General features: G+C 35.7%; 25 protein-coding genes. 13 read left to right on the top strand and 12 right to left on the bottom strand.

Translation table 11 applies throughout. The features are described 5' to 3' along the window. Nucleotides 1-26: 26 nt before the first annotated feature. The 5 genes from gldL to EKM05_RS09140 all read right to left on the bottom strand — a co-directional run bounded on the left by gldL (nucleotide 27) and on the right by EKM05_RS09140 (nucleotide 7099). Nucleotides 27-674, bottom strand: coding sequence for a gliding motility protein GldL (gene gldL, locus EKM05_RS09160; protein ID WP_126461927.1), 648 nt, complete (start codon nucleotides 672-674; stop codon nucleotides 27-29). A gap of 41 nt (nucleotides 675-715) precedes the next feature. Next, nucleotides 716-2119 (bottom strand): gliding motility lipoprotein GldK, encoded by a 1404-nt coding sequence (gene gldK / locus EKM05_RS09155; RefSeq protein WP_126554740.1) that lies wholly within the window; start codon nucleotides 2117-2119, stop codon nucleotides 716-718. A 127-nt stretch (nucleotides 2120-2246) separates the two neighbouring features. Beyond that, nucleotides 2247-3398, bottom strand: a complete 1152-nt coding sequence (locus tag EKM05_RS09150; RefSeq protein WP_126461921.1) for a formimidoylglutamase — start codon at nucleotides 3396-3398, stop codon at nucleotides 2247-2249. Between the two features lie 66 nt (nucleotides 3399-3464). Next, complete coding sequence (gene topA / locus EKM05_RS09145; protein ID WP_126554738.1) at nucleotides 3465-5993, bottom strand: type I DNA topoisomerase; 2529 nt, start codon at nucleotides 5991-5993, stop codon at nucleotides 3465-3467. A gap of 341 nt (nucleotides 5994-6334) precedes the next feature. Further along, on the bottom strand, nucleotides 6335-7099 hold the full coding sequence (locus tag EKM05_RS09140) for a DeoR/GlpR family DNA-binding transcription regulator (protein WP_126461915.1): 765 nt from the start codon (nucleotides 7097-7099) through the stop codon (nucleotides 6335-6337). A 146-nt stretch (nucleotides 7100-7245) separates the two neighbouring features. Here EKM05_RS09140 and EKM05_RS09135 point away from each other — a divergent pair, with 146 nt between their 5' ends. The 11 genes from EKM05_RS09135 (at nucleotide 7246) to groL (ending at nucleotide 18874) form a co-directional block, all read left to right on the top strand. Beyond that, nucleotides 7246-8829, top strand: a complete 1584-nt coding sequence (locus EKM05_RS09135) for a glycerol-3-phosphate dehydrogenase/oxidase (RefSeq protein WP_126554736.1) — start codon at nucleotides 7246-7248, stop codon at nucleotides 8827-8829. A gap of 32 nt (nucleotides 8830-8861) precedes the next feature. After that, a complete protein-coding gene (gene glpK / locus EKM05_RS09130) occupies nucleotides 8862-10358 on the top strand; it encodes a glycerol kinase GlpK (protein ID WP_126554734.1) in 1497 nt (498 codons plus the stop codon). A gap of 18 nt (nucleotides 10359-10376) precedes the next feature. Next, entirely contained in the window at nucleotides 10377-11108 is a 732-nt protein-coding gene (locus EKM05_RS09125; RefSeq protein WP_126554732.1) for an MIP/aquaporin family protein, read from the top strand. Between the two features lie 23 nt (nucleotides 11109-11131). Further along, nucleotides 11132-11917, top strand: a complete 786-nt coding sequence (locus EKM05_RS09120) for a hypothetical protein (RefSeq protein WP_126461903.1) — start codon at nucleotides 11132-11134, stop codon at nucleotides 11915-11917. Between the two features lie 161 nt (nucleotides 11918-12078). Further along, nucleotides 12079-13524 (top strand): tRNA (N6-isopentenyl adenosine(37)-C2)-methylthiotransferase MiaB, encoded by a 1446-nt coding sequence (gene miaB / locus EKM05_RS09115; RefSeq protein WP_126554730.1) that lies wholly within the window; start codon nucleotides 12079-12081, stop codon nucleotides 13522-13524. Between the two features lie 88 nt (nucleotides 13525-13612). Then, the gene (locus EKM05_RS09110) at nucleotides 13613-14869 is read left to right on the top strand and encodes a sigma-54-dependent Fis family transcriptional regulator (RefSeq protein ID WP_126452823.1); all 1257 of its coding nucleotides are present in this window, start codon (nucleotides 13613-13615) and stop codon (nucleotides 14867-14869) included. Between the two features lie 91 nt (nucleotides 14870-14960). After that, nucleotides 14961-15464: an LptE family protein gene (locus EKM05_RS09105; RefSeq protein WP_126461894.1), complete on the top strand. Its 504-nt coding sequence runs from the start codon at nucleotides 14961-14963 to the stop codon at nucleotides 15462-15464. A 103-nt stretch (nucleotides 15465-15567) separates the two neighbouring features. Further along, nucleotides 15568-16419, top strand: coding sequence for a tetratricopeptide repeat protein (locus tag EKM05_RS09100; protein ID WP_126554728.1), 852 nt, complete (start codon nucleotides 15568-15570; stop codon nucleotides 16417-16419). A gap of 3 nt (nucleotides 16420-16422) precedes the next feature. Beyond that, on the top strand, nucleotides 16423-16770 hold the full coding sequence (gene secG / locus EKM05_RS09095; protein ID WP_126554726.1) for a preprotein translocase subunit SecG: 348 nt from the start codon (nucleotides 16423-16425) through the stop codon (nucleotides 16768-16770). 140 nt (nucleotides 16771-16910) lie between these two features. Then, nucleotides 16911-17186 (top strand): co-chaperone GroES, encoded by a 276-nt coding sequence (gene groES / locus EKM05_RS09090; RefSeq protein ID WP_126554724.1) that lies wholly within the window; start codon nucleotides 16911-16913, stop codon nucleotides 17184-17186. 59 nt (nucleotides 17187-17245) lie between these two features. Continuing rightward, nucleotides 17246-18874: a chaperonin GroEL gene (groL, locus tag EKM05_RS09085; protein WP_126452813.1), complete on the top strand. Its 1629-nt coding sequence runs from the start codon at nucleotides 17246-17248 to the stop codon at nucleotides 18872-18874. Nucleotides 18875-18946: 72 nt separating this feature from the next. Here groL and EKM05_RS09080 read toward each other — a convergent pair whose 3' ends face one another. The 7 genes from EKM05_RS09080 to xrtF all read right to left on the bottom strand — a co-directional run bounded on the left by EKM05_RS09080 (nucleotide 18947) and on the right by xrtF (nucleotide 24724). Beyond that, a complete protein-coding gene (locus tag EKM05_RS09080; protein ID WP_126461885.1) occupies nucleotides 18947-19627 on the bottom strand; it encodes a DedA family protein in 681 nt (226 codons plus the stop codon). 272 nt (nucleotides 19628-19899) lie between these two features. Next, a complete protein-coding gene (locus EKM05_RS09075; protein ID WP_199734634.1) occupies nucleotides 19900-20244 on the bottom strand; it encodes a heavy-metal-associated domain-containing protein in 345 nt (114 codons plus the stop codon). Between the two features lie 15 nt (nucleotides 20245-20259). Beyond that, nucleotides 20260-22272 (bottom strand): TonB-dependent siderophore receptor, encoded by a 2013-nt coding sequence (locus EKM05_RS09070; protein WP_126554722.1) that lies wholly within the window; start codon nucleotides 22270-22272, stop codon nucleotides 20260-20262. A gap of 71 nt (nucleotides 22273-22343) precedes the next feature. Continuing rightward, nucleotides 22344-22748: a hypothetical protein gene (locus EKM05_RS09065; RefSeq protein ID WP_126554720.1), complete on the bottom strand. Its 405-nt coding sequence runs from the start codon at nucleotides 22746-22748 to the stop codon at nucleotides 22344-22346. Between the two features lie 213 nt (nucleotides 22749-22961). After that, nucleotides 22962-23231, bottom strand: a complete 270-nt coding sequence (locus EKM05_RS09060) for a hypothetical protein (RefSeq protein ID WP_126554718.1) — start codon at nucleotides 23229-23231, stop codon at nucleotides 22962-22964. A 523-nt stretch (nucleotides 23232-23754) separates the two neighbouring features. Continuing rightward, a complete protein-coding gene (locus tag EKM05_RS09055) occupies nucleotides 23755-24198 on the bottom strand; it encodes an exosortase F system-associated protein (RefSeq protein ID WP_126461877.1) in 444 nt (147 codons plus the stop codon). Beyond that, nucleotides 24179-24724 carry an exosortase family protein XrtF gene (gene xrtF, locus EKM05_RS09050; RefSeq protein WP_126461866.1) on the bottom strand — a complete coding sequence of 182 codons (546 nt, stop codon included), beginning with the start codon at nucleotides 24722-24724 and terminating at the stop codon, nucleotides 24179-24181. The genes EKM05_RS09055 and xrtF overlap by 20 nt, the downstream gene beginning before the upstream one ends. A 77-nt stretch (nucleotides 24725-24801) precedes the next feature. On the opposite strand from xrtF, the gene EKM05_RS09045 reads away from it, so the two are divergent. Both EKM05_RS09045 and rpsO read left to right on the top strand, forming a co-directional pair. Next, nucleotides 24802-25257, top strand: coding sequence for a GAF domain-containing protein (locus EKM05_RS09045; protein WP_126461863.1), 456 nt, complete (start codon nucleotides 24802-24804; stop codon nucleotides 25255-25257). A gap of 112 nt (nucleotides 25258-25369) precedes the next feature. After that, nucleotides 25370-25636 carry a 30S ribosomal protein S15 gene (gene rpsO / locus EKM05_RS09040; RefSeq protein WP_066079886.1) on the top strand — a complete coding sequence of 89 codons (267 nt, stop codon included), beginning with the start codon at nucleotides 25370-25372 and terminating at the stop codon, nucleotides 25634-25636. The last annotated feature ends 101 nt before the right edge of the window (nucleotides 25637-25737 follow it).

Here is a 25737-nt window from a genome sequence, read left to right as displayed (position 1 = left end):
AATATTTTTTTATAGTTTGAAACTAATTATCCTTTATTATTCATTGCAGAAAGCATTCCACCATATACATTATTCAAAGAGGATAGGTTTGAAGTCAATGACTGCATTTGATCTTTTAATTTTAGGTTGTTTTCAGCAACTTCTTCATTAATTTGTACATTTCTGGAGGCGCTTTGTAGTTGTATTTTATACAGACTGTTCAATGACTCCATTTGGGCTGCAGCCAAAGTCAACTCCTCGCTGTATTTTTTAGTAGATGTAATAGAATCTATTGTTGGGGCAATTCCCTTTGCTGCTGATTCGAAATTTTTGATGCTATTACCTAAACTAGCCATTAATTCCCCATCAATTTTGGCATCTTTTAACATCATATCTAATTTTTGAGACAACAATCCTTGTGCATCAGATGGTGTTTCTACTTTTTTAGTTGCTGGTTTAGCCTGACCGTTAGCTAATTCCGGATATACTAAAGTCCAATCCAAATCATTATCAACCGGTTCAAAGGCAGAAAGCGCAAAAATGGCTGCTTCTACAACAAGACCTATAGTTAGCATTAAATTTCCTGTAATAAAACCAAATTCAATATGGGTGATTTTGAATAGTGCGCCTATGATTACAACAGCAGCTCCCATGCCGTATGCGAAATTCATTGCTTTCTTACTTAATAATGCCATAATAGTGTTTTTAAAAAATGAATAGATTTGGTTTGTTTTAATTATCTCTTTTTTCCGATTCCGGTAGTTTGAACTCCCATGTAATCCTGAACGGTTCTAAAACCTATATAACTCCTGGCTGAATCAGCATATTCATAATCTCTTGTACCTACCTGTAGGAAATAAGCAACATCTTTCCATGAACCACCGCGCAGTACTTTGCGTTTATTTGAAGTATCCTGAACATTTGGATTCATTGACGATACATACTCATACGCATTTGGATCATAAGAAGAATCGGTCCATTCCGAAACATTTCCTGCCATATTATACAAATTATAACCATTTGGTTCATACGATTTTGCTTCAACAGTATACAAGGCTTCATCTGCTGCATAATCGCCCCTGTTGGGTTTGAAATTTGCCAAGAAACAACCTCTGTCGTTTTTAGTATATGGCCCTCCCCAAGGATAAGTAGCAGATTCTAAACCTCCTCTGGCTGAATATTCCCATTCTGCTTCGGTTGGCAATCGAAAAGAATTGATTAAGTCTTGTCCTTTCTTTTTTGATTTGATATGGCTGTTTTTATATAATGTTCTCCAGGCGCAAAATGCTTTCGCTTGAGTCCACTTGACCCCTACCACAGGATAATCTCCGTAGGCTTTGTGCCAAAAATAATCATTATGCATTGGCTCATTGTAGGAATAGGCAAAATCTTTAATCCAAACGCTAGTATCGGGATATACATTTATTTCTTCGGTTTTGATATAGTCTTTTCGTCTTCCGTCTTTTGCTTTGGCAGCAGCCTGAATATCCATCCAAGAATAACGGAATTTCAATTTATTTACGTCAATAGTTCTTAGTCCATTATACGAAGCTTCTATCGGTAAGTACATAGAATCCATCACTTCAGTATATTCAGCATCTGGATACAGCTTAGTATCTTTAATTAGTTTTACTTTTTTGTTTAATTTTCTGCCTGCATAAGGATCGTCAGCAGTACCTACACTGTAATAATTATCATACATATATTTATCATAAGCCGTCATTTTTTCAGGATCTGAGTCATTAAAAGCATAGTCACCAATGCTTCCAGCATTTTTACCTTTAGCAGCACCTGCATCAGCAGTTTGCCCGCTCATATCAGCCATAATCGCTAATCTCACCCTCATTGTAGAGTCTTTTACCCACTCTACAAACTGACGGTATTCACTATTGGTAATTTCCGTTTCATCCATATAAAAGGAGCGAACCGTAACTGTTTTTGTTGGAGCGTCCTCTACATTGGCTAAATCAGCATCTGACTTACCCATTATAAAAGCGCCACCTGGGATTAATGCCATTCCAAGAGGTTTTTCCGGATGCCATTTCCCTCCATTAATACCAACTAGTTCTCCTCTGTCGCTTGATTTACCACAGCCAATTAAAAGGGTCAAAATTGACGTAAATGCAATGAACTTCTTCATATAAATTTGGTTATATATTCATTATTTTTAAGGGTGTAAACCTATTTATTATTTTTTAAAAAAACAATTTTTTTAAACTAAACAAACTCTATTTTATAAAAAAAGAATAAATAAGCATAAAATTATCCTAAATGATGTTTTTCCTCTGCGCTTTCCACCATCTTTCGGGCAATTCCTGATTACAAGCCATTAAATATTCTTCATAAGAACATGGTAATAACGTGTTTCTTTTTAATTTATTATTAACATTTGAAATAAATGGAATTTCGATCCACCATCGGTCTGTTTTATCACTTTTATAAAAAACAAGATCCTCTTCTTCCATGGGAACTATATATTTCAAGTAGTTTTCTTTACTTCCAAAAGGATACTCATGCGAGCGATAATGAAAGCCTTCTATGAAATACCAAATTATTTGTGCTATGATCACTGATTCTTGTGCGGAATTATTGTGATTAAAGATCCCCAATGCGGAAACTTTATCACTTATTCCTGCATATCGTGACAGCGCGCATATTTCTTTCCCGTTAAAACCATTGGGTGCAAATGAACTAAAATTGCCAGAATCAGATGATTTCACAGCATTTAAATCAATACTGACCACATCTGCATCTCTGAAAACAGGTTCAGATATAGCTATATTATTCGAAACCTCCCCTAATCGATAGGCATCAAAAAACAATTTCTCTATCAAATCTATTTCTTCTTGCGAATTAAAATACGTTTGATAGCCTATGTTACAATAATTAAAGAGATTGTTCGGCTCGTCTATAATTATTTTTGTCAAATAAGAAGTGGCCGAGGCCTGTTCATTCTCTTTTCCAAAATCAAACTTATTATCGATAGCAACTAAATTCACCATCTGTTCTAAATCATCATACGCTCTGTACAAAGCATAGGTCAGATCCTGAGAACCCCCAATAACAATAGGAATAATCTTCTTTTTTATTAAACTTGCTGTTACTTTTTTTAAGGCAAAGTAGGTATCTTCCGTAGAGTTTCCAGCAAGAATGTCACCTAAATCAGCAATAGATGCATCCCAGTTTCCAGGAAATAATCCATATAATTCTTTCCTAACCGAGAGTAAATCAACAGTGGACACCGCATTGGCATTGCCTCGGTTTTCTAAAACACCTAGTACGGCAATTTTAATCTTGTTTAAATCAGGGAATTGTTCCTGGGTATGCAACACAATTTTACCGCCCAGTTGCTGTGAAGTCAATCCATTTATATATTCCAGGATTTCATCATCAACGGGCTTTAGAAAATCAAATTCCATTTTTATATTTTTTTCCCTTAATCACAACTCTTAACAAAGAGCGATGAAACCGGAATTAGTGACTAATTACTTTTTTGCGACAGGTTTCTTAACGGCTGTTTTTTTGACAGCTGCTTTCTTTGCTGGTGCTTTTTTGGCGGCTACTTTTTTAGCAGGCGTTTTTTTGGCAATCATTTCTTGGACTTCCGCCAATGTTAATTTGGCAGCATCTACGTCTTTACTCAATTCAATTTTGAGTTTTCCTTTGGTGATTACAGAGCGACCCCAGCGGGCTTTCTCGACCAGAATACCTTCATCCTCCCAATTATGCAATACTTTATCGATATTTTTTTGCAATTTATCTTCAATCAATGCTTCTATATCAACTTGAGACAAATCATCAAAATTATATTTCTTACTTACATTAATAAACAAGCCATCCCATTTGATAAAGGGACCAAAACGACCAACGCCTTTTTGAACACCTTCGCCTTTATAAACGGCAATTGGAGCATCGGCAATAGCCTTTTCATCGATTAATTCCTGAGCCCTTTCAAAATCAACATCCAGTGGATTTTCTCCTTTTGGCAAAGAAACAAAAGCCGCACCATGACGAATATAAGGGCCGTAACGACCATTACTTACCTCAACTTCTTCGCCTTTATATTCTCCAAGATTTTTTGGTAATAAAAATAGATTCAGCGTTTCCTCTAAAGTGATGTTCCCAATATTTTGATCATTCATCAAACTGGCGAACTTTTTTTCATCATCATCAGCGGCACCAATTTGAGCCATTGGTCCAAATTTTCCTAAACGAACCGAAACCGGCTTTCCTGTTTTTGGATCGGTTCCAAGAATTCTCTCCCCGCTTTCACGATCTGCATTGGCCTCTACATCTTTCACTATAGGGTGAAATTTATCGTAGAACTCCTGCATCATTTTAGTCCACTCAATATTTCCTTCCGCTATTTCATCAAAATCCTCTTCGACTTTTGCAGTGAAATTATAATCCAAAATATTTCCGAAATTCTTTACCAAGAAATCCGTAACAATTGTTCCAATATCTGTAGGAACTAATTTTCCTTTATCAGATCCGGTGTTTTCTTTCAGCACCTTCGCTGCTACTTTTCCGGATTGCAACATCAATTGCACGTAATTTCTTTCTTGCCCGTCCAGATTTCCTTTTTCTACATAATTCCTGTTGATAATCGTAGAAATTGTTGGCGCATAGGTAGACGGACGACCAATTCCTAACTCTTCTAATTTTTTTACCAATGAAGCTTCGGTATATCTTGCAGGCGCTCTAGAATATCTTTCGGTTGCTGAGATGTAATTGTTTTGTAATTTTTCATTGACTTTCATTGCCGGCAACATGCCTTCCTGCTCTTCTTCATCGTCATCATGCCCTTCAAGGTATACTTTCAAGAAACCTTCAAAAAGCAAAACCTCTCCGGAAGCCGTGAATATTTCACCATGATTATTCGCTTCAATTTTCACGTTAGTACGTTCTAATTGTGCATCACTCATTTGCGAAGCCAAGGTTCTTTTCCAGATCAAGTCATACAAACGCGCTTGATCTTTGTCTATATTTACCGTATGACGGGACATATCCGTAGGACGAATTGCCTCGTGTGCTTCCTGTGCTCCCTTACTTTTATTGACAAAAGTTCGAGGTTTAGAGAACTCTTTTCCGTAGGATTTAATAATTTCAGCCTGAGCCGCTTCCATCGCATCTTTAGATAAATTCACGCTATCCGTTCTCATATACGTGATCAGTCCGGCTTCATACAGGCGTTGCGCCAGTTGCATGGTAATTCCTACCGGCAAATACAATTTACGAGCGGCTTCTTGTTGCAATGTTGATGTGGTAAACGGACCTGTTGGTGTTTTTTTGGTAGGTTTAGTCTCCAAATCGGCTACCTTATATGTAGAACCTATATTTCTATTTAAAAAATCTTCGGCTTCTTTTTTAGTATTGAAATTTTTAGGCAGTTTGGCTTTGAATATTTTACCGGTTTCATTAGTAAATTCTGCCACAACAGAATACGTAGCTACAGCATTAAAGTTTTGAATTTCCCGTTCCCGTTCCACTATCAAACGAACTGATACTGATTGCACACGGCCTGCCGAAAGCCCTCCCTTTATTTTTCTCCAAAGTACAGGAGATAATTCATAACCTACCAATCGATCTAATACACGACGCGCTTGCTGCGCATTGACTAAGTTATAATCAATTTCTCGTGGATTATCAATGGCTTTTAGAATTGCAGTTTTAGTGATTTCATGAAAAACAATCCGCTTGGTTTTGGTCGCGTCTAATTTTAATTCTTCGGCTAAATGCCAAGAAATAGCTTCTCCCTCGCGATCCTCATCACTTGCTAACCATACCATTTCAGCTTTTTTAGCAAGTCCTTTTAATTTAGTAACCAATGCTTTTTTATCAGCAGAAACTTCGTATTTGGGTTTGAAGCCATTTTCTACATCAACACCAATTTCCTTAGACGGCAAGTCAGCAATGTGCCCATAACTTGACTCGACCTGAAAATCTGCTCCTAGAAATTTTTCGATTGTTTTTGCCTTTGCAGGTGATTCCACTATAACTAAATTCTTTGCCATATTCCGATTGTTTATGTCGGCAAAAGTAGAAGATTTTTTTAAATTTTAAGTTTTTTAAATTTTAAAAGTCAATTTAATCATTCAGTTGCAAGTTTTGAATGATTTGAATCCTATACTTTAAAAAAAATAAATCACTGCGGTTTTATTAAAAATACTGCCTTTTTATGATCTATTTCCTAAAATCCAACTGCAATTAAGTATGTGAAAAGTTTAAAAGTCGTCAAGTCAAAACAAAAAACATAGCCAATAGTATCTTAAAATCAACTTGTTCCATCATTTTCTCTAATTTTAAAACACCCCATTATACAATGATTGTTACTTAAAACTTAAAAGAAGCCCTTTTACACAACAACGACATTCAACCCCATTTCTTCCAGTTTCGTTTTAGTTTCGATATCGATACCTTCATCGGTAATTAAAACATCAATTTTTTCTACATTGCAGATTTTACCAAAACCCCTGACATTCATTTTAGTTGAATCGGCCAAAACAATTACTTTTTCGGCTACATCAATCATCGCTTGATTCAAATGAGCTTCCATAGCATTTGAAGTACTTAAACCAAACTCTAAATGAAGCCCATCAGTTCCAATAAATAATTTATTACAGGAAAACTGGCTCAAAATTCCTTCAGCAATAGCACCCACAACTGAAGTTGATGCTTTTCTAATATCACCACCCAGTTGAATGGTATCAATTTCCGAATGTTTGCAGAGCTCTAAAGAAACTTTAAGCGAAGGAGTCAGTACAGTTAATTTTTGAAAGCCCCCCATCACTTTAGATAAATTATGAATCGTAGTCCCGGAGCCCATAATGATGTAATCATTGTCATTAATGTAACTCAAAGCCGCTCTTGCGATAAGCTTCTTTTGCTCTACCTGAAGCAATTCTTTATCACTTACATTTCTTTCAAACGCATAAATGGGCTGTTTACTAGCGCCTCCATGGGTACGATGCAACAGATTCTTGCTTTCTAAAAAACTCAAATCCTTCCGTATGGTTACGGACGAAACCTTGTGTGTTTCGCACAGCTCCACCACATGAACATACCCTTTTTGATTTAATTCCTCTATTATTAGTTCCTGTCTGATATTAATTATAGTCATACTACTGTTTAAATATTGAAATAAAGATAGGTATTCTTTTAGAAATAAAAAATAAAACAGGTTATTTTGAATAGTTTCATTTTGTTTCGATTTATTTCGTTATGTTTGTAAAACGAAATATTGTGTTACGGTATAAAAACAATAAAATGAAAAGATCAGAACAATTAATTCAACTTACACAAACCAAAAATTGGGATGTAATTATCATTGGCGGTGGTGCTAACGGATTAGGAATAGCGCTAGACGCAGCTAGCAGAGGTTTCAAAACCATACTGTTGGAATCAATTGATTTTGCCAAAGGAACCTCCAGTCGAAGCACAAAGTTAGTTCATGGTGGGGTTCGGTATTTAGAACAAGGAGACATTGCTTTGGTACGCGAAGCCCTAAAAGAAAGAGGCCTAATGGCACAAAACGCTGGTCACTTGGTGAAAAACCAATCCTTTGTGATTCCAAATTATAATTGGTGGGGCGGTTATTTCTATACCGTAGGATTAACCATATACGATATGTTAGCCGGACGATTAAGCTTAGGCGCTTCTAAATATGTGTCCAGAAAAAAAACAATAGAATTGCTTCCGACCATTACACAAAAAGGATTGGTTAGCGGCGTTGTATATCAAGACGGACAGTTTGATGATTCGCGTTTGGCAATCAACATTGCGCAAACAGCCGTTGAAAAAGGAGCTACGCTTTTGAATTATTCGAAAGTGATTAATTTATTGAAAGACGATAAAAACCAAGTTACGGGAGTAGAATTTGAAGATAAAGAAACCGGCACCAAATATAAATTAAACGGAACTGCCGTTATTAACGCTACCGGGGTTTTTACCAACTCAATCATGAAAATGAATGATTTGGAATACAAGAAATATATTGTTCCAAGCCAAGGGATTCACTTGGTTTTTGACAAATCGTTCTTACCAAGCGAACATGCTTTAATGATTCCAAAAACAAGTGACGGACGCGTTTTATTCGCAGTGCCGTGGCATGATAAAATTGTGGTAGGAACCACCGATACTTTGGTTAAAAAATCGAGTCTGGAGCCAATTGCCTTGGAACAAGAAATTGATTTCGTTTTAGAAACTGCTCAAAGATTTCTAGAGAAAAAACCAACAAGAGGCGATGTTTTATCCGTATTTGCAGGCTTAAGACCTTTGGCAGCGCCAGAAAAAAAAGGACAAAGTACCAAAGAAGTTTCCAGAAGTCATAAAATAATTGTTTCGGATACCGGATTAATCACCATCACCGGAGGAAAATGGACTACGTACCGAAAAATCGCTGAAGACGTTATTGGCAAAGCCATCAAAGTCCATAATTTACCTAAAAAAGGATGTAAAACGGAACACATCGCTATCCACGGCAATAAAATAACTTCCGTAACAGACCGAGAGAATCATTTATACATTTATGGAACTGACATTCCTAAAATACTGAAATTACAGGAAGACGAGCCTTTATTAAAAGAGAAACTACATCCTGATTATGATTATACCATGGCAGAAGTGGCTTGGGCTATTCGTTTCGAAATGGCTAGAACCATTGAAGATGTATTGGCCAGACGCGTGCGACTTTTGTTTTTAGACGCAAGAGCAGCGATTGATTCTTCTGAAAAAGTTGCTCAATTATTAGCAAAAGAATTAGGCCGTGACACCCCTTGGGCCGAAGCTCAAACAGCTGAATTTAGAACTCTGGCCAACGGTTTCCTTTTAACAGAATTTCAAGTAAAATAATCTACAACTCTATTAACATAAAAACACCCAAAATGAAAAACAAACTAATTCTTGCCCTTGACCAAGGAACTACCTCCTCCAGGGCAATTGTCTTCAACCACGATGGAGAAATTGTCAACGTGTCTCAAAAATCTTTTGAACAAATTTTCCCAAAACCAGGATGGGTAGAACACGATCCAAACGAAATCTGGTCCTCACAAATGAGCGTAACCGCTGAAGTTATTGCAAAAGTAGGAATCTCAGGAAAAGAAATCGCCGCCATTGGCATCACCAATCAAAGAGAAACCACAATTGTTTGGGATAGAGAAACCAGTATTCCAATTTATAATGCCATTGTTTGGCAAGACCGGAGAACTGCAAAATATTGTGACGCATTGAAAGCTCAAGGGCACGGAGATATGATCAAAGAAAAAACAGGATTGGTTTTAGACGCTTATTTTTCTGCCACAAAATTAAAATGGATTTTAGATAATGTGGAAGGGGCTCGTGAAAAAGCAGAACAAGGAAAATTGTGTTTTGGAACTGTCGACACTTGGCTTATTTGGAAATTGACCCGAGGTAAAATGTTCATGACTGATGTTTCTAATGCTAGTCGTACGATGATGTTAAACATTCATACTTTAGAATGGGACCAGGAATTATTAAATTTATTCGATATCCCGCAATCGATATTGCCAGAAATAAAACAAAGTAGTGAGGTCTATGGAGTAACCTCAACCACGCTGTTTTCTACAAAAATCCCTATAGCAGGCGTTGCAGGAGACCAACAAGCAGCTCTTTTTGGACAGTTGTGTATCAATCCCGGAATGGTAAAAAACACGTACGGAACCGGTTGTTTTATGCTAATGAATACTGGCGAAAAGCCCGTTTATTCTAAAAATAATTTATTAACAACCATAGCCTGGAAAATTAACGGAAAAACAACTTATGCATTGGAAGGCAGTGTTTTTGTGGGTGGTGCGGCCGTACAATGGCTAAGAGATGGTGCTAAAATGATTGATGCTGCCCATGAAATTGAAGAACTAGCAGCCAGCGTTCCGGACAACGGAGGTGTGTATTTTGTTCCCGCATTAACAGGTCTAGGAGCTCCTTACTGGGACCAATACGCTCGAGGAGCCATAGTTGGGATAACCAGAGGAACCACAAACGCGCACATTGCGAGAGCAACTCTTGAAGGAATAGCGTATCAAGTCTATGATTTAGCAAAAGCCATGGAGGCCGATTTTGAAAAAAAAGGAACAGAACTACGAGTGGATGGCGGAGCAGTTGCAAATAATTTATTGATGCAATTTCAATCGGATCTTTTTAATTTCAAAGTGATTCGCTCAAAGACATTAGAAACAACAGCCCTAGGAGCAGCTTATTTAGCCGGTTTAGCTATTGGATATTGGGACAGCGTAGATGAATTACAAAAACAATGGACAATAGACCGTGAATTTTCACCCGAAATGCCCAGATACACTGTCACTGAATTGGTAAAAAACTGGGATAAAGCGGTAGGCCGAGCTGGAAACTGGATAGAAAATTAATCATTAAAACCATACATTATGACTCCATTTATTGCAGAAATTCTCGGTACCATGCTAATGATTTTATTAGGTAATGGCGTAGTTGCCAATGTAGTTCTTAAAGGAACCAAAGGAAATAATTCCGGATGGATTGTCATCAGTACAGCATGGGGTTTTGCCGTTTTTGTAGGCGTTGCTGTTGCCGGTCCGATTAGCGGTGCGCATTTAAATCCTATTGTCACCTTAGGCTTGGCACTCATAGGAAAATTTGCCTGGTCACAGGTTGCTTCCTACATCTTGGCTCAATTCATTGGAGCTATGCTAGGAGCCTTTTTAGTTTGGCTTTCCCATAAAGATCATTTTGCAGCCACAGAAGATGAAGGCGGAAAACTTGCTTGTTTTTGCACAGGACCCGCGATTCGGAATTACTCCTCCAATTTAATGAGTGAAATCATCGCCACTTTTGTATTAATTTTCGTGATATTCTATATTGCCGGTCCAGAACTGATCATGAGTTCTGATACTGGCGCTGCAATTGGACTTGGAACTGTTGGCGCTTTACCGGTCGCTATTTTAGTTTGGGCTATAGGATTATCCTTGGGAGGAACCACAGGGTATGCTATAAATCCTGCAAGAGATTTGGGACCTCGAATCATGCACGCTATTTTACCCATAAAAGGCAGCAGCGATTGGAGATATGCCTGGGTTCCTATCGTTGGCCCTATAATAGGTTCCTGTTTGGCCGCAACCTTATATATGTTACTTCTCTAACCTTCTTTTTTAAAAGTAAAATCATGCGAAAATTATTTTTTACCACTATAATCTCTATTATAGGGCTAGCTGGATATGCCCAAGAAACTCCTGTTGCCGATACCATTCCAGCAGCTGTAGCAAACACAAAAACGAACCGACTAGATTTTGATGTAGAATTAAAAACGAGCCACCTCTGGAGAGGACTGGTTATCAACGGAAGCATGACTGCCATGGGAAACATTCATTATGCTTTGGACAAAAAACGAAATCTAACCGTGGGTCTTTGGGGCGGGAATGGGTTTGATGGCGAGTACAAAGAAATTGATTATTACATTCAATACAAAAAAAATGGTTTTTCAATCGCCTTATGGGACCTATTCAATACTACAAATATTGAAAACCCTGCCGTTTTTAATTACGATCGAAAAACAACCACGCACATTCTTGACTTAAGAACATCCTATCAATTTCCTGACCGATTTCCTTTGCGGATAGAAGCTGATTTTCTGCTTTACGGTAATGATCGTGAATTAATGAATAACCTCGATTATAAAAACAGATATTCCACCTATGTTGAATTAGGATATCCGTTATTGAAAAATCAAAAAATCACTTTAGAGGCCTATTTAGGAGCCGGATTTGCCTTAAACGGAGAATCCCATTTATATACAAATGATCCCAACAGTAATTTTGATATTGTAAATACCGGAATCAGGGCGTATAAAAACATTCACATTCTAAATTACAAACTTCCTGTTTCCGCAGTAGCCATGTGGAATCCAGCCCTTAAAATTGCCCGAATTCAATTGGGTGTGGTATTGTTCTAATTACAACAACAACACCTGGTTTGATAACGAAAACGTTCTTTTAGAAACAAAAGAACGTTTTCGTTATTCCAAAATTAAAACCCAAAATAGTGTTAATTCTTAATCTGACATCTTGTCATATTTATTTCAATTGCGTTATCTTTGCACTTTGAAAATATGCAATGGAAAAGATAATAGAAGAAAGCAAGCAGGGAGAAAGTCTTGTTTTAGAAAATAAACCCGAGAACACGAAGAAACTTTTTATTGAGAGTTACGGTTGCGCAATGAATTTTTCGGATAGTGAAATTGTAGCTTCTATATTATCCTCAAACGGATATAATACGACGCAAATTCTGGAAGAAGCCGATTTAGTTTTGGTGAATACCTGTTCTATTCGGGATAAAGCAGAGCAAACAATTCGCAAACGTCTGGAGAAATACAATGCCGTAAAACGCATTAATCCAAAGATGAAAGTGGGTGTTTTGGGCTGTATGGCCGAGCGTTTGAAAAGTCAGTTTCTGGAAGAAGAAAAAATTGTGGACCTCGTTGTAGGTCCTGATGCCTATAAAGATTTGCCGAACCTTTTGCAAGAAGTAGAAGAAGGACGTGATGCGATTAACGTGATTTTATCGAAGGATGAAACTTATGGTGATATTTCGCCTGTCCGTTTGATGAGCAACGGAATCACAGCTTTGGTTTCTATCACCCGTGGTTGCGATAATATGTGTACGTTTTGCGTGGTACCTTTTACCCGAGGACGCGAACGCAGCCGTGAACCACAAAGTATCATGAAGGAAATTCAGGATTTGTGGGACAAAGGTTTTAAGGAAATTACGCTTTTGGGACAAAATGTGGATAGTTTTCTTTGGTACGGCGGCGGATTAAAAAAAGATTTTGAAAACGCTACCGAAATGCAAAAAGCAACTGCTGTAGACTTTGACCAACTCCTTGAAATGGTAGCCGTAGGTTTTCCTAAAATGCGCATTCGATTTTCAACCTCTAATCCGCAGGATATGCATGAAAGTGTGCTGCACGTGATTGCAAAACATCCTAATATTTGCAAACACATTCACTTGCCTGTCCAATCTGGAAGCAATAGAATTCTTAAAGAAATGAACCGTTTGCACACACGTGAAGAGTACATTACTTTGATTGACAAAATCAGGACTATTATTCCAAATGGTTCCATTTCACAGGATATGATTGCTGGTTTCCCTACAGAAACCGAACAAGACCATAAAGACACCTTGAGTTTAATGGAATATGTGAAATATAATTTTGGTTATATGTATTCGTATTCCGAACGTCCGGGAACTTTGGCTGGAAGAAAAATGGAAGATGATGTTACCGATGAAACAAAAGCAAGAAGACTGCAGGAAATTGTCGATTTACAACAAAAACATGCTTGGTTCCGCAGTGAAGAATTCATTGGACAAACCGTAGAAGTTTTAGTAGAAAAAGTTTCGAAAAAATCGACTGAGGAGTTTTCCGGCAGAAATTCACAAAGTACTACCGTAGTTTTCCCAAAGGAGAATTATAAAATTGGGGATTTTGTTTTGGTTAAAGTTGAAAGTTGTACAAGCGGCACTTTGAAAGGGAAAGCGGTTGGTTTGAGTGAAATGAATTAATAAAATTAGTGGCTAATTTTTAATTCATTAGAAATAAAAGAGTTTAAGTAATTATAAATGAGATTGCTTCGTGCCTCGCAATGACAATATGGAATCAGTTCAAAACATAAAACAACGATTTGAGATTATCGGGAATGACCCGAAGCTTAATCGTGCGATAGAAAAAGCCATTCAAGTTGCTCCTACTGACATTACCGTATTGGTAGCCGGAGAAAGCGGGGTTGGAAAAGAGAATATTCCCAAAATTATTCATTCGCTTTCGCACAGAAAGCACGGAAAATACATAGCTGTAAACTGTGGCGCCATTCCAGAAGGAACCATTGACAGTGAGCTTTTTGGGCATGAAAAAGGCGCTTTTACCGGAGCAACAGGAACTCGCGAAGGTTATTTTGAAGTGGCTGACGGAGGAACTATTTTTCTGGATGAAGTGGGCGAATTACCCTTGACCACCCAAGTGCGTTTGTTGCGTGTTCTTGAAAATGGTGAATTTATAAAAGTAGGTTCTTCACAAGTACAAAAAACAAATGTCAGAATTGTGGCGGCCACAAATGTCAATTTATTTGATGCTATCGAAAAAGGGAAATTCCGTGAAGACCTCTATTATCGTTTAAGTACAGTGGATATTACTTTGCCCCCTTTACGCGATCGAAAAGAGGATATTCACTTATTGTTTAGGAAATTCGTCGCTGATTTTGCCCATAAATATAAAATGCCTCCTTTGAAACTGGATGAAAGTGCTGTGCAATTATTGCAAAAATTTCGTTGGAGCGGAAACATCCGACAATTGCGAAATGTAGCGGAACAAATATCCGTTTTAGAAACCAACAGAGAGATATCCGCAGTGACATTACAATCCTATTTACCCGTACAAGGAAACAATTTACCTTCCGTTATTAAAGACCAAAAAAACGAAAGTGATTTTAGTACCGAAAGAGAAATTTTATACAAAGTACTTTTTGATATGAAAAGCGATCTAAATGATTTAAAAAAACTAACCTTAGAACTCATCCAGAATGGCGTTTCTAAAGTCCAGGAAACGAATCAAAACTTGATCAAGAAAATATATGGATCTAAGGAAAATGATAGTGAAATTGATTTTGAAGAAGAACCAAGAGCAACTTTAATAGCTGTAAAAAACAATGACAACGCTTATCAAGAAAGGGATGATACTTATCTTTTTGCCGAAACTGTCGAAGAAGAGGAAACCTTGCGTCTGGAACAAAAGGAGATAGAAATGATTAAGAAATCATTAGAAAAAAATAAAGGAAAACGAAAAGCCGCCGCAGATGAGTTGGGAATTTCCGAAAGAACTTTATACCGGAAAATCAAACAATTTGATTTGTAATGTAGCCCGAAAAATAGAAGGTGTTTAATTGAAAATGAATATATTTGACCCGAATATTGGCGAACCGACGAAGCAATTTTTAAAAAATAAAATGAAATATCTAAAACGTATACTTCTCTCCGTACTTATAATAAGCATCAACAGCTGCTCGGTTTACAACTTTACAGGGACGGGGAAAATTGATGCTGAAACATTTCAAGTGGGCTTTTTTCAGAATAATGCTGAATTAATTGAACCCGGAATTGACCGGACATTTACACTAGAACTTCAAGATTTGATTCAGAATCAAACCAATTTAAACTTGGTACAAAATGGTGCAGATTTAACCTATGAAGGAGAAATTGTTGATTACAGAATTAGCCCTATGACAGCAACGGCAGACCAGCAAGCTTCTCAAAACCGTTTGACAATTCGTGTGAATGTTCGTTTTACCAATAAGAAAAAAGAAACAGATGATTTTGAAAAACCATTTACTTTTTTCTTTGATTATCCTGCACAACAACAATTGACAGGCGCAACCTTGAATGCTGCTTTAAAAGATATTTTTGAAAGAATAACACAAGATATATTTAATGAATCTCTGGCTAAATGGTAAATAAAGAAATATCCAGTTGGCAGTTTTTAGTATTCAGTGCAATATACTAAAACTTGAAGCCTGATTGTTGAACATTGATTACTGAACATCGAACACTTGAAAAATGAATGTAACTGATTATACTTATTTGATTAACAAACCTGATGTTGTACATCAAAAGCAAACAGAAGCTTTGGAAAAAGTATTAAACGAATTTCCTTATTTTCAGAGCGCCAGAGCACTTCACCTAAAAGGCCTGTACAATGAGAACAGTTATAAATACAATGGTGCTTTAAAAATAACGGCTGCTTATACAACGGACAGATCCATTTTATTTGACTTTATTACCTCCGATGTTTTTACTTCAATTCACAAAAGTCTCTTTACTAAAAAAGCACTTGAAATCCTTGACATTCCGGTAATTGAAAGTGAAATTATTTCGTTTCAAGAAAAAAAAGAACCCAAATTAAATCCTTTAGAACAATCCATTCTTACCTCAATAAAGGAAGCTTCTCCAACCGCCCCAATCCAAACGAATTCTATACCAATAGCAGAAAAAATGGATCTTGGAAAACCGTTGGATTTTTCGGCAAAAGAACAACATTCCTTCCAAGAATGGCTACAGCTCTCTCGTACAGAACCTATAGAAAGAGAGAATGAGGATTCTAAAAAACCGGCTGCTCCAATGGACGAGGAGAAAAGAAAAAAATTAGACTTAATCAATAAATTTATAGAAACAAGTCCAAAGATTTCTCCTGTAAAACACGGCGCTGCTTCCTCAGTATCCTTAGACCTAAATGCACCAGATAACTCGTACTTGATGACCGAGACTTTAGCCCGAGTTTACTTGGAACAAAAAAAATATCAAAAAGCGATACAAGCTTATGAAATATTAATTTTGAAATATCCAGAAAAAAGTAGTTTCTTTGCAGACCGCATAACGGATATTAAGATTTTACAACATAATAATAATTAAACAATGAGCACATTTTCAATTTTTTTAGTTTTAATAACTATAGTTTGTTTTCTATTAATCGTAGTAATCATGGTTCAAAACCCTAAAGGTGGTGGATTATCCTCTACAATAGGTGGTTCTCAAATGTTAGGCGGGGTACAAAAAACAACTGACTTTTTAGACAAAAGCACTTGGACATTAGCAACTATATTAATCGCACTTATATTACTTTCAAGCTTGAGCTTTACAGGAACATTAAGTGATACTGATTCTAAAATCATTGACAATATGGGAACCGCTGCACCAAACACAACTACTCCTGTAGCAGTACCTGCTCAAAACACACCAGCAGCTACAAATCCAGTAAAATAAATCACTTCTACATATTCTAAATGCCAGCCTGTCAAAGCTGGCATTTTTTATAAGAAAATGTGTCAGTTTGATTAAGATGGCACAATTTCTGAAATCTTCATCTTTATTAATTAATATTGAATACTAAAAAATATAAAATCATGGATTTAAACATTAAACCTCTTTCAGACAGAGTCCTTATCGAGCCCGTTGCTGCTGAAACAAAAACGGCGTCAGGAATCTTCATCCCTGATACTGCCAAAGAAAAACCACAAAAAGGAACTGTTGTTGCTGTAGGAAACGGAACAAAAGACCACACTATGACAGTGAAAATTGGTGATTCTGTTTTGTACGGAAAATATGCTGGTACTGAATTGAAACTAGAAGGAAAAGATTATTTGATCATGCGTGAAGACGATATTCTTGCAGTTATCTAAATTAAAGTACGGACAAATCGTGACTTGTCCCTTCAAATAAACATTAAACAAAATTTAAAATGGCAAAAGATATAAAATTTGATATAGAAGCACGTGACGGATTAAAACGTGGTGTTGATGCATTGGCAAATGCAGTAAAAGTAACGCTAGGGCCAAAAGGTCGTAATGTTATTATTGGAAAAGCTTTTGGCGGACCAACCGTTACTAAAGATGGTGTAACTGTAGCAAAAGAGATTGAATTGAAAGACCCACTAGAAAATATGGGCGCACAAATGGTAAAAGAAGTAGCCTCTAAAACGAATGATTTAGCCGGAGACGGAACTACAACTGCAACCGTTTTGGCACAAGCGATCGTAAAAGAAGGATTGAAAAATGTTGCTGCCGGAGCCAATCCTATGGATTTGAAACGCGGGATAGACAAAGCAGTTGACGCTATTGTTGCTGATTTGGCTAAACAAGCCAAAGTAGTAGGTACGGATTCTGAAAAAATCAAACAAATCGCTTCAATTTCTGCTAACAATGACGAAGTAATTGGGGAGTTAATCGCTGCTGCTTTCGCAAAAGTGGGAAAAGAAGGTGTTATTACTGTTGAAGAAGCTAAAGGAACAGATACGTATGTTGATGTTGTTGAGGGCATGCAGTTTGACAGAGGATATCTTTCTCCTTATTTTGTTACCAATTCAGAAAAAATGGAGGTAGAACTAGAAAATCCATACATCCTTTTATATGACAAAAAAGTTTCTTCTTTAAAAGAATTATTACCGGTTCTTGAGCCTGTAGCACAATCTGGGAAACCATTATTGATTATTGCTGAAGACGTAGATGGGGAAGCATTGTCTACACTAGTGGTAAATAAATTACGTGGAGCCTTGAAAATCGCCGCTGTAAAAGCGCCTGGTTTTGGAGACCGAAGAAAAGCTATGTTAGAAGACATCGCTATTTTAACTGGTGGAACTGTAATTTCAGAAGAAAGAGGATACACTTTAGAAAACACAACTATCGAAATGTTAGGTACTGCTAAGAAAGTGACTATCGATAAAGATAATACTACAATTGTAAGTGGTGCAGGTGATGCGGATATGATCAAAAATCGTGTCAACCAAATCAAAGGTCAAATGGAAGCTACCACTTCTGATTATGACAAAGAAAAGTTGCAAGAACGTTTGGCTAAATTAGCTGGTGGAGTTGCTGTACTTTATGTAGGTGCTGCATCTGAAGTAGAAATGAAAGAGAAAAAAGACAGAGTAGATGACGCACTTCACGCTACTCGTGCTGCAGTTGAAGAAGGAATTGTTGCTGGTGGTGGAGTTGCTTTACTGAGAGCTAAAAATGCACTTAGTGCTATTAAAGCAGATAATGCTGACGAAGCAACCGGAATTCAAATTGTATCTCGTGCAGTGGAGTCTCCATTGAGAACTATTGTTGAAAACGCAGGTCTTGAAGGGTCTGTAGTTGTTGCAAAAGTCGCTGAAGGTAGTGGTGATTTTGGTTATAACGCAAAAACAGACGAATATGTCGACATGCTTAAAGCAGGAATTATTGATCCTAAAAAAGTAACTCGTGTAGCTTTAGAGAATGCAGCTTCAGTTGCCGGAATGATATTGACTACTGAGTGTGCTTTGATTGATATTAAAGAAGATAATGGTGGTGGAAACCCAATGGGTGGCGGCATGCCAGGGATGATGTAATCTCAATTCTTTTCAAATAAAAAACCGTCCCGATAAAAAATTGGGACGGTTTTTTTATGAGTTATAATTTGTTTATTCTTGAACTTTAGCTTTTTTGCTAAACTTATAAATTACCGGCAAAACAGTAATCCCTACTAAAATCAATACAATTAATTCGATATGCTCCTTTAGATCAATCTGATAATTCTCAAGTAAAAAACCATATAAATAATGTCCGGCAAAAATTAGGGTGAACGACCAAATAAAAGAACTTAAAATATTATAAAACATAAACTTCTTCTTATCCATTGAAACGATTCCGGCAACTATTGGTGCAAAAGTCCTCAATATTGGAAGAAATCGAGCAAAAATAATTGCCTTACCTCCGTATTTTTCAAAAAAATCTTTTGATTGAACCAAGTACTTTTTCTTAAACCAAAAACTATCTTCCTTGTTGTATAGATAATACCCGCTTTTAGAACCAAACCAGTAGCCTACTACGTTTCCTAAAATTCCTGACAATGCGACAAGTGTGGATAAGAGAACCACATTTAGAAAATCGTTATTGATAACTAAAATATTCTCTATCAATTCGCGACTGTAAATTCCTGCCAAAAACAATAAACTATCTCCTGGCAGAAAAAAACCTGCAAAAAGACCCGTCTCCGCAAAAACAATAAATAAAACTATATAAATACCCAATTTAATTCCATTAACATCAAAATGAATATAAAAAAGTGGGTCAATTAAATTCTTCCAATCAAAATCGTTCATTCTACGGTGTTTTATGCTAAAATTATTCGTGCGTGAAAGTACGGATAATATATCTCAACCACAATTTATGATACTATTTTAAAGTTTTATTAACTATTTAAAGTAGCAGAATTATCGTTACATTATTTACAGCCAAAAGTTGTTTATAAAAATCCTGATTTTAGTTATGTGTATAACCGTTTTTCATAGTTAACAACTACAATTTTTACTCAAAAAAAATTAAAGTATGGCATTAAAAAAACCAAAGTTTTCACTTTGGCGTTTCTTTAAAATTATTTTCGTTCATATTGACAACAAGCATGAAGACTGTCATAATCTTCCTTTAAAGCCCTGGCTCCCTCTGTGTCGTGACCTACTTTCGCAATCGCTTTTTGAATTGTTGGAACATTCGTTTTTTGTTCGTTTATAATCAGATATAAAGTACCACAATCCATATGCCATTCGGCAGATTTCACACCAGAAACACTAAATGCCACTTTTTCAATTCTCTTTTTGCACATGTCACAATTCCCGCTCACATGAAATTCAACCTTAGCATTTTTGCTTTTCCCTTCTTGAGCCTGAACCGTAAACCCAACAAAAATCAGTAACATTACTAGTGTTATATTTTTCATCATTTAATTTTTTTTAACCTATTTAATTTTAAAACGTAAACCCGCATAATACATTTGTCCAAAAACTGGACCATAAACTATTGACGCGTCAAAAGTAGGTCCAAATGGATTTTCATTACCCAAGATAACATTGTCCTGCTTGTAATTACCAATGTTTTCTCCGCCAATATAGATTTCGAAAGTTGGAGAAAAAGATCGTGTAACCTGTATATTCATCACAGAAAATGAAGGTGAAAATTCAGGCAGCCTGTCAACTTCAGGATTGATTGACGTATTGGGTAATTGTTGTTTTCCGAGCCAGTTAAGCGTATAATCAAACTTCCATTGTTTTCCTTCTTCTAATATTTGCGTTTCAAATCCTAAATTTCCAAAGAAACGATGTTTTGCCTGTAGTGGTCTTTGATAGGTTCCTGATAAATAATCCGTTTGAACATCATAGTATTTGTAGGCTGTTCTCAAATTAAAACGCTTTATTGGTTCATAATTAAATTCTACTTGCAAACTATTCGCATACGATTTTCCGTTCAAGTTATAAAACAAAACCTGTTGCGGACTTTGCATTATATCAACAATTGCTTGGTTCTGAAAATCAGTTCTGTAGAAATCAAAACCAACATCAGCACTTTTGCCAAAAAACAAAAAACCCTGCATAAAACTCAATCCATAATTCCATGCAATTTCAGGATTTAAACCGTATATTTTTCCTTTGGTATCTAAAAATTCAAAAGTTCTTGAACTAGCTAAAAGCTGTTGGTTTTCAGCAAAAACATTAGCACTTCGTTTCCCTCTACCTGCTGAAAATCGCAAAACACCTTTCTCCCAAGGATTGTATCGCACATGTAATCTTGGCGTAGCAAAAGTCCCTAAACGATTGTGATTATCTATTCTGCCGCCTAGAACTACGCTAAAATTCTCCGTATTATCATACGTATATTCAAAAAAAGCACCTACTGAGTTATCAATTCTGCTGTAATCATTCACATTGACAAACTCACCGTATTTATCATAGGTAAAGTTTAGACCTGTAGAAAATTTATGCATTGTATTATTAATAATCGAATTGAAAATCAGGTTCGAATAATAACTTTTTTGTTCAATATTATATTGATTTAGTCCAAAATAAGAGTTTTGATCGTGACTGTTAAAGGCATTCTGAAAACCAATACTTTGATATGGCATGTCAGGAAAAACATAGCCTAATTTAGCGGAAACATCAAAACGTTCCGTATTGATTTCGGAACCCCAATAATTTGTCGTTCCCCTGTCTCTATCCGGATCAAAATTTAATTCTCCTGTTTGTTTTTGATCATTCATATATCGGAAATTGATGAAACTAACCCACCCTTTTTTGGCATTGGTATATTGCCAACGATTTAAAACATTGATTTGTTTTGCTAATGGATTATCAAGAAAGCCATCGTCATTCATATCGTTTTTTGCAACTCTGGTATTTCCGTGTACAAATAAACTACTGCTCCATTTATCAGAAATTTTAGTATTGAAATGTGTATTTAATTCAAATCGAGAATCTGTCGAACCATAGACATTTAGAAAAAATGGAATATCGCTGATTGGTTTTATTAATTCGGTATTAATTTGTCCCGAAATACTTTCGAAGCCATTGACAACACTTCCTGCACCTTTGGTAATTTGGATACTTTCTACCCAAGTTCCTGGTGTAAATGACAACCCATAGGCTTGAGAAGCACCACGTACCGAAGGAATATTTTCCTCGGTAATCATCAAGTAAGGACTCGTCAATCCTAGCATTTTTATTTGTTTCGTTCCCGTCAAAGCATCCGAAAAATTAACATCAATTGAAGGATTTGTTTCGAAACTTTCTGCCAGATTGCAACAAGCGGCTTTCAGTAATTCTTTGCTTGTCAGTGTTGTAGTATTAGTTGTTAGTTTGTACGATTTTTTTAAACTTTTGCTGCTGCCTTGTATTTTTATCTCTTGCAAAGTATCTTGCGAATAAGAATTAAAAGCACATAAAAGAAACAATAAAAATATTGAAATTTGTTTTTGCATGATTGATTTTTAATGTTAGAATAATGTAAAATCACTAAAGTGTGATTCAAGTTCTACTAAAACATTAAAAGCTACGCGTAGAAAATATATTGGTGGTATAATTTAAAAAAAAGTGGCGCATTTGTATCGAAACAATACGACGTAAATTGGCTGTTTTGAAAATTTGAAATAAATGAAAAGACATAAGGATTCCATTCTTTTATTGAAAATGTAAAATCTGTATCGGCAGAAACTGTTTTTTGGACTAATTTATCAGTCTTCTTTTGAAAATTAACCTCTTTGTCTTCGCAACAATTTGATTTTTTTTCAACAACATTACAACATTTTTTTTCTAATTTTTGATCTTGAACAGGAGTTTTAAGAGTAATAGACGAAATTTCATTTCCGCAATAACGCAGATTAAATGCTACTCCTACATTGGAAACCAATAGGAAAAAAGCAAGAAGAACACTAACCAGTCCTTTGAATTTCATCATGCAAAAGTAGTGATTTAATCAAACTCCAAAAGCTAAATTCAAGTTAAAATCTACAATTCAAGTTCGTGTCCCATCAAAGGAACTTTACATTCAAAACTATATTTTTCCTGGACTTTGATACAGAGTTCATCCAGTGGCTGATTTTCTCCATGCGCTGACAACCCTTTTATTTTCTGAATTTTTGCTTTTACCGGATAATATTACCCGCGAATATTAATTCCTTTTGCCCCTTGCATCAATTTTCTTTCTCGTGTTCCTTCGGCGTGATACCCCACTGTAATTATTACAAATCCCCTCCATGGCTTCCTTATAATCCGGAACTAATGAAAACATTTTACTCATTTCAGCACATTCTCCTAGCGGTAACTTGTGCCATTTTTTATTAGTAGAAAAAATATTCAGTGCAGTGATTCCCATTGAAGTATCAATAATATATGGGATCTTGGAGATTCTGTCTTCTTCCTGAATTTTAACGCTATCCAAAAGGATTTAAAACGAGACCGAATATACCTCGGAACTTTCACATCCGTAGCAACCTCTCGACCCGTATGATACTTACATTCGACCATAGCGATCGTTTCGTTTTTTTGACCAGCACATCTATTTCATGCGAGACACATTTACCTTGTAAGGTCAAATTATTTATTGATTTATAATGCTACGCGAAAAAATTCGTCCTATATATTTTTCAAAAAAAAACTGCAGTACTTAAGAGTCCAATTGTTTCTCTTAAATTATAACGTGTGACATGAAAATCAGCTTTTTCTTCAATAATGAAAAAGCCATTTTGTAGATTTATTTTGTAGAAATACCCTCATACATCTGCTTTTTTATAGCCTGTAAAATTGCGTCAACCGCCATAATGCTAGCACCAGATTTGATCAGTGATTTTTTAAGTTTATCCGAATTAAATTAGGCTATATAGTCAGAATGTTTCACTATTTTAATAGCAATAGAAATTTGATTTACAGACACTTAAATCGACATTGAAGACAAACAAAAAAGACTACTTATTTTGTTTCTGATAATAAAATCCAGGAACAAACAATAATAAAAAAATAGGCTGAATTAGAAACCGACGGATATAAAACAATATCCAATTGTGGTTTCCCCAAATAAAATAGATGATGTAGAAAAAAGCAACCATTAAAATCATAAAAAGAAAATAATACAGCACAAAGGCGAATTTCACCATCATTATTTCTTTAAAAAGCACATAAATAATCCCCAATGAAATAGCGGTATTTAATGTATAACGAAACAATAGCCCATAAAATAATTGGACTGCATTGAAACTTGGCAACGGTAACTTCGCAAAATCTTTCTTGAAGAAATCCAGAAAAGGATCATAAAACAACTGATTTTCAAAAGCACGAACAAGCACCAGCAATACAACAAAAAAAAGGAATTGCAGTACACGAACTTTGTTATTAAGAATCTTTTGAAGCATATCTTGAAAATTTACGAACCCAAATTAACCACAATACAAAAACTAAACTATAAATGTACAAAGGAAAAAGAACTCCGTGCAAGAAGGGTTCCTGTTTTGGAAAATAAAAAATAAGTGCGCTTAAAACAGCTATTCTCAAAACATTCAATACATAAATAAACAGACTTCCGCCAAAGATAAAAAGCAGCGTCGTTAGTAGTTTTCCAGAAAAGGCCACGACAAATGAAATAAACAAAATAATTACGCTAATTGCATTACATCCTTCTACAATTCGGGCTACATATTTCTGGTTATAAAACAACTTCATATAAGGAGATGCAGTGCTCTCTTCAATTGAAGATTCATCATTAAATAACTGCAGCACTTGCTCTGTATTTTCACTTACCATTCTGGTAACAGAATCTATTTGATTTTCTTCAAAACCATTAAGAAAACGCTGATACAAAAAAGTCAGCACTATATAAGTTAAAAAAAAAGTACCTAGAAAAATCAAAAAAGGCTTGTAGAGAATAAAATATTTTTTCAAAATCTATTTTTTTAACAAATTTATGTAATTTTTAAAACTGGCTTTAAATACTTTTGTACAAATAAAAATAAAAAAACATGACATTTCAAGAACTACAACCAAAAGTAACCGAAATCACATTAAATACAACGTTGTCAAGAGACGAAAAACTATTGTCTATTTGTGAGCTGCTTAGTAACTCTGTTGCCTATTATAATTGGGTAGGATTTTATTTTGCAAATCACGAGTCTAAAACATTACACTTAGGACCCTATGTGGGAGCAGCAACAGACCATACGGTAATCCCTTTTGGAAAAGGAATTTGCGGACAAGTGGCTGTTTCAAACGAAAACTTTGTAGTTCCTGACGTTGCAGCGCAAGATAATTATATTGCTTGTAGTTTTACCGTGAAATCAGAAATCGTTGTACCCCTTTTTGTAAACGGAGAAAACATAGGACAAATTGATATTGACAGCCATGTCATAGATCCATTTACAAAAGAAGACGAAAAGTTCTTAGCCTTTGTGAATGAGGAAATTGCAAAATTGTATTAAGATTTAAAATAATTCATAATTCATAATTCATAATTCATAATTATTTTTTACTTTTGCACCCGTCTTACAATAGCTGTAAGGCATACATAAAAATCATTAAACAAATATTGGAATGTATTTAACTAAAGAGATTAAAGAAGAAATCTTCGCTAAACACGGAGAAAAAACAAACACTGGAAAATCAGAAGCTCAAATTGCTTTGTTCACTTTCAGAATTAGCCACTTAACGGAGCACTTGAAAAAAAATCGTCACGATTATAATACAGAGCGTTCATTAGTCTTGCTAGTAGGTAAAAGACGATCTTTGTTGGATTATTTGAAGAAAACAGAAATCAACAGATACCGTGAAATTATCAAAGTATTGAATATCAGAAAATAATCAATATGTAAAGAGGCGCGAGAGTGCCTCTTTTTGTTTTTATATTTCCGCGTCCAAAGTTCATTTTATAATCCTGACACAAAAGGGATTAGAATTAAGAC

Source organism: Flavobacterium sp. GSP27 (assembly GCF_003970395.1).
Classification (GTDB): Bacteria; Bacteroidota; Bacteroidia; order Flavobacteriales; family Flavobacteriaceae; genus Flavobacterium.
Note: the sequence above shows the minus strand (reverse complement) of the source record. Positions and strands in the feature narration are given on the sequence as shown.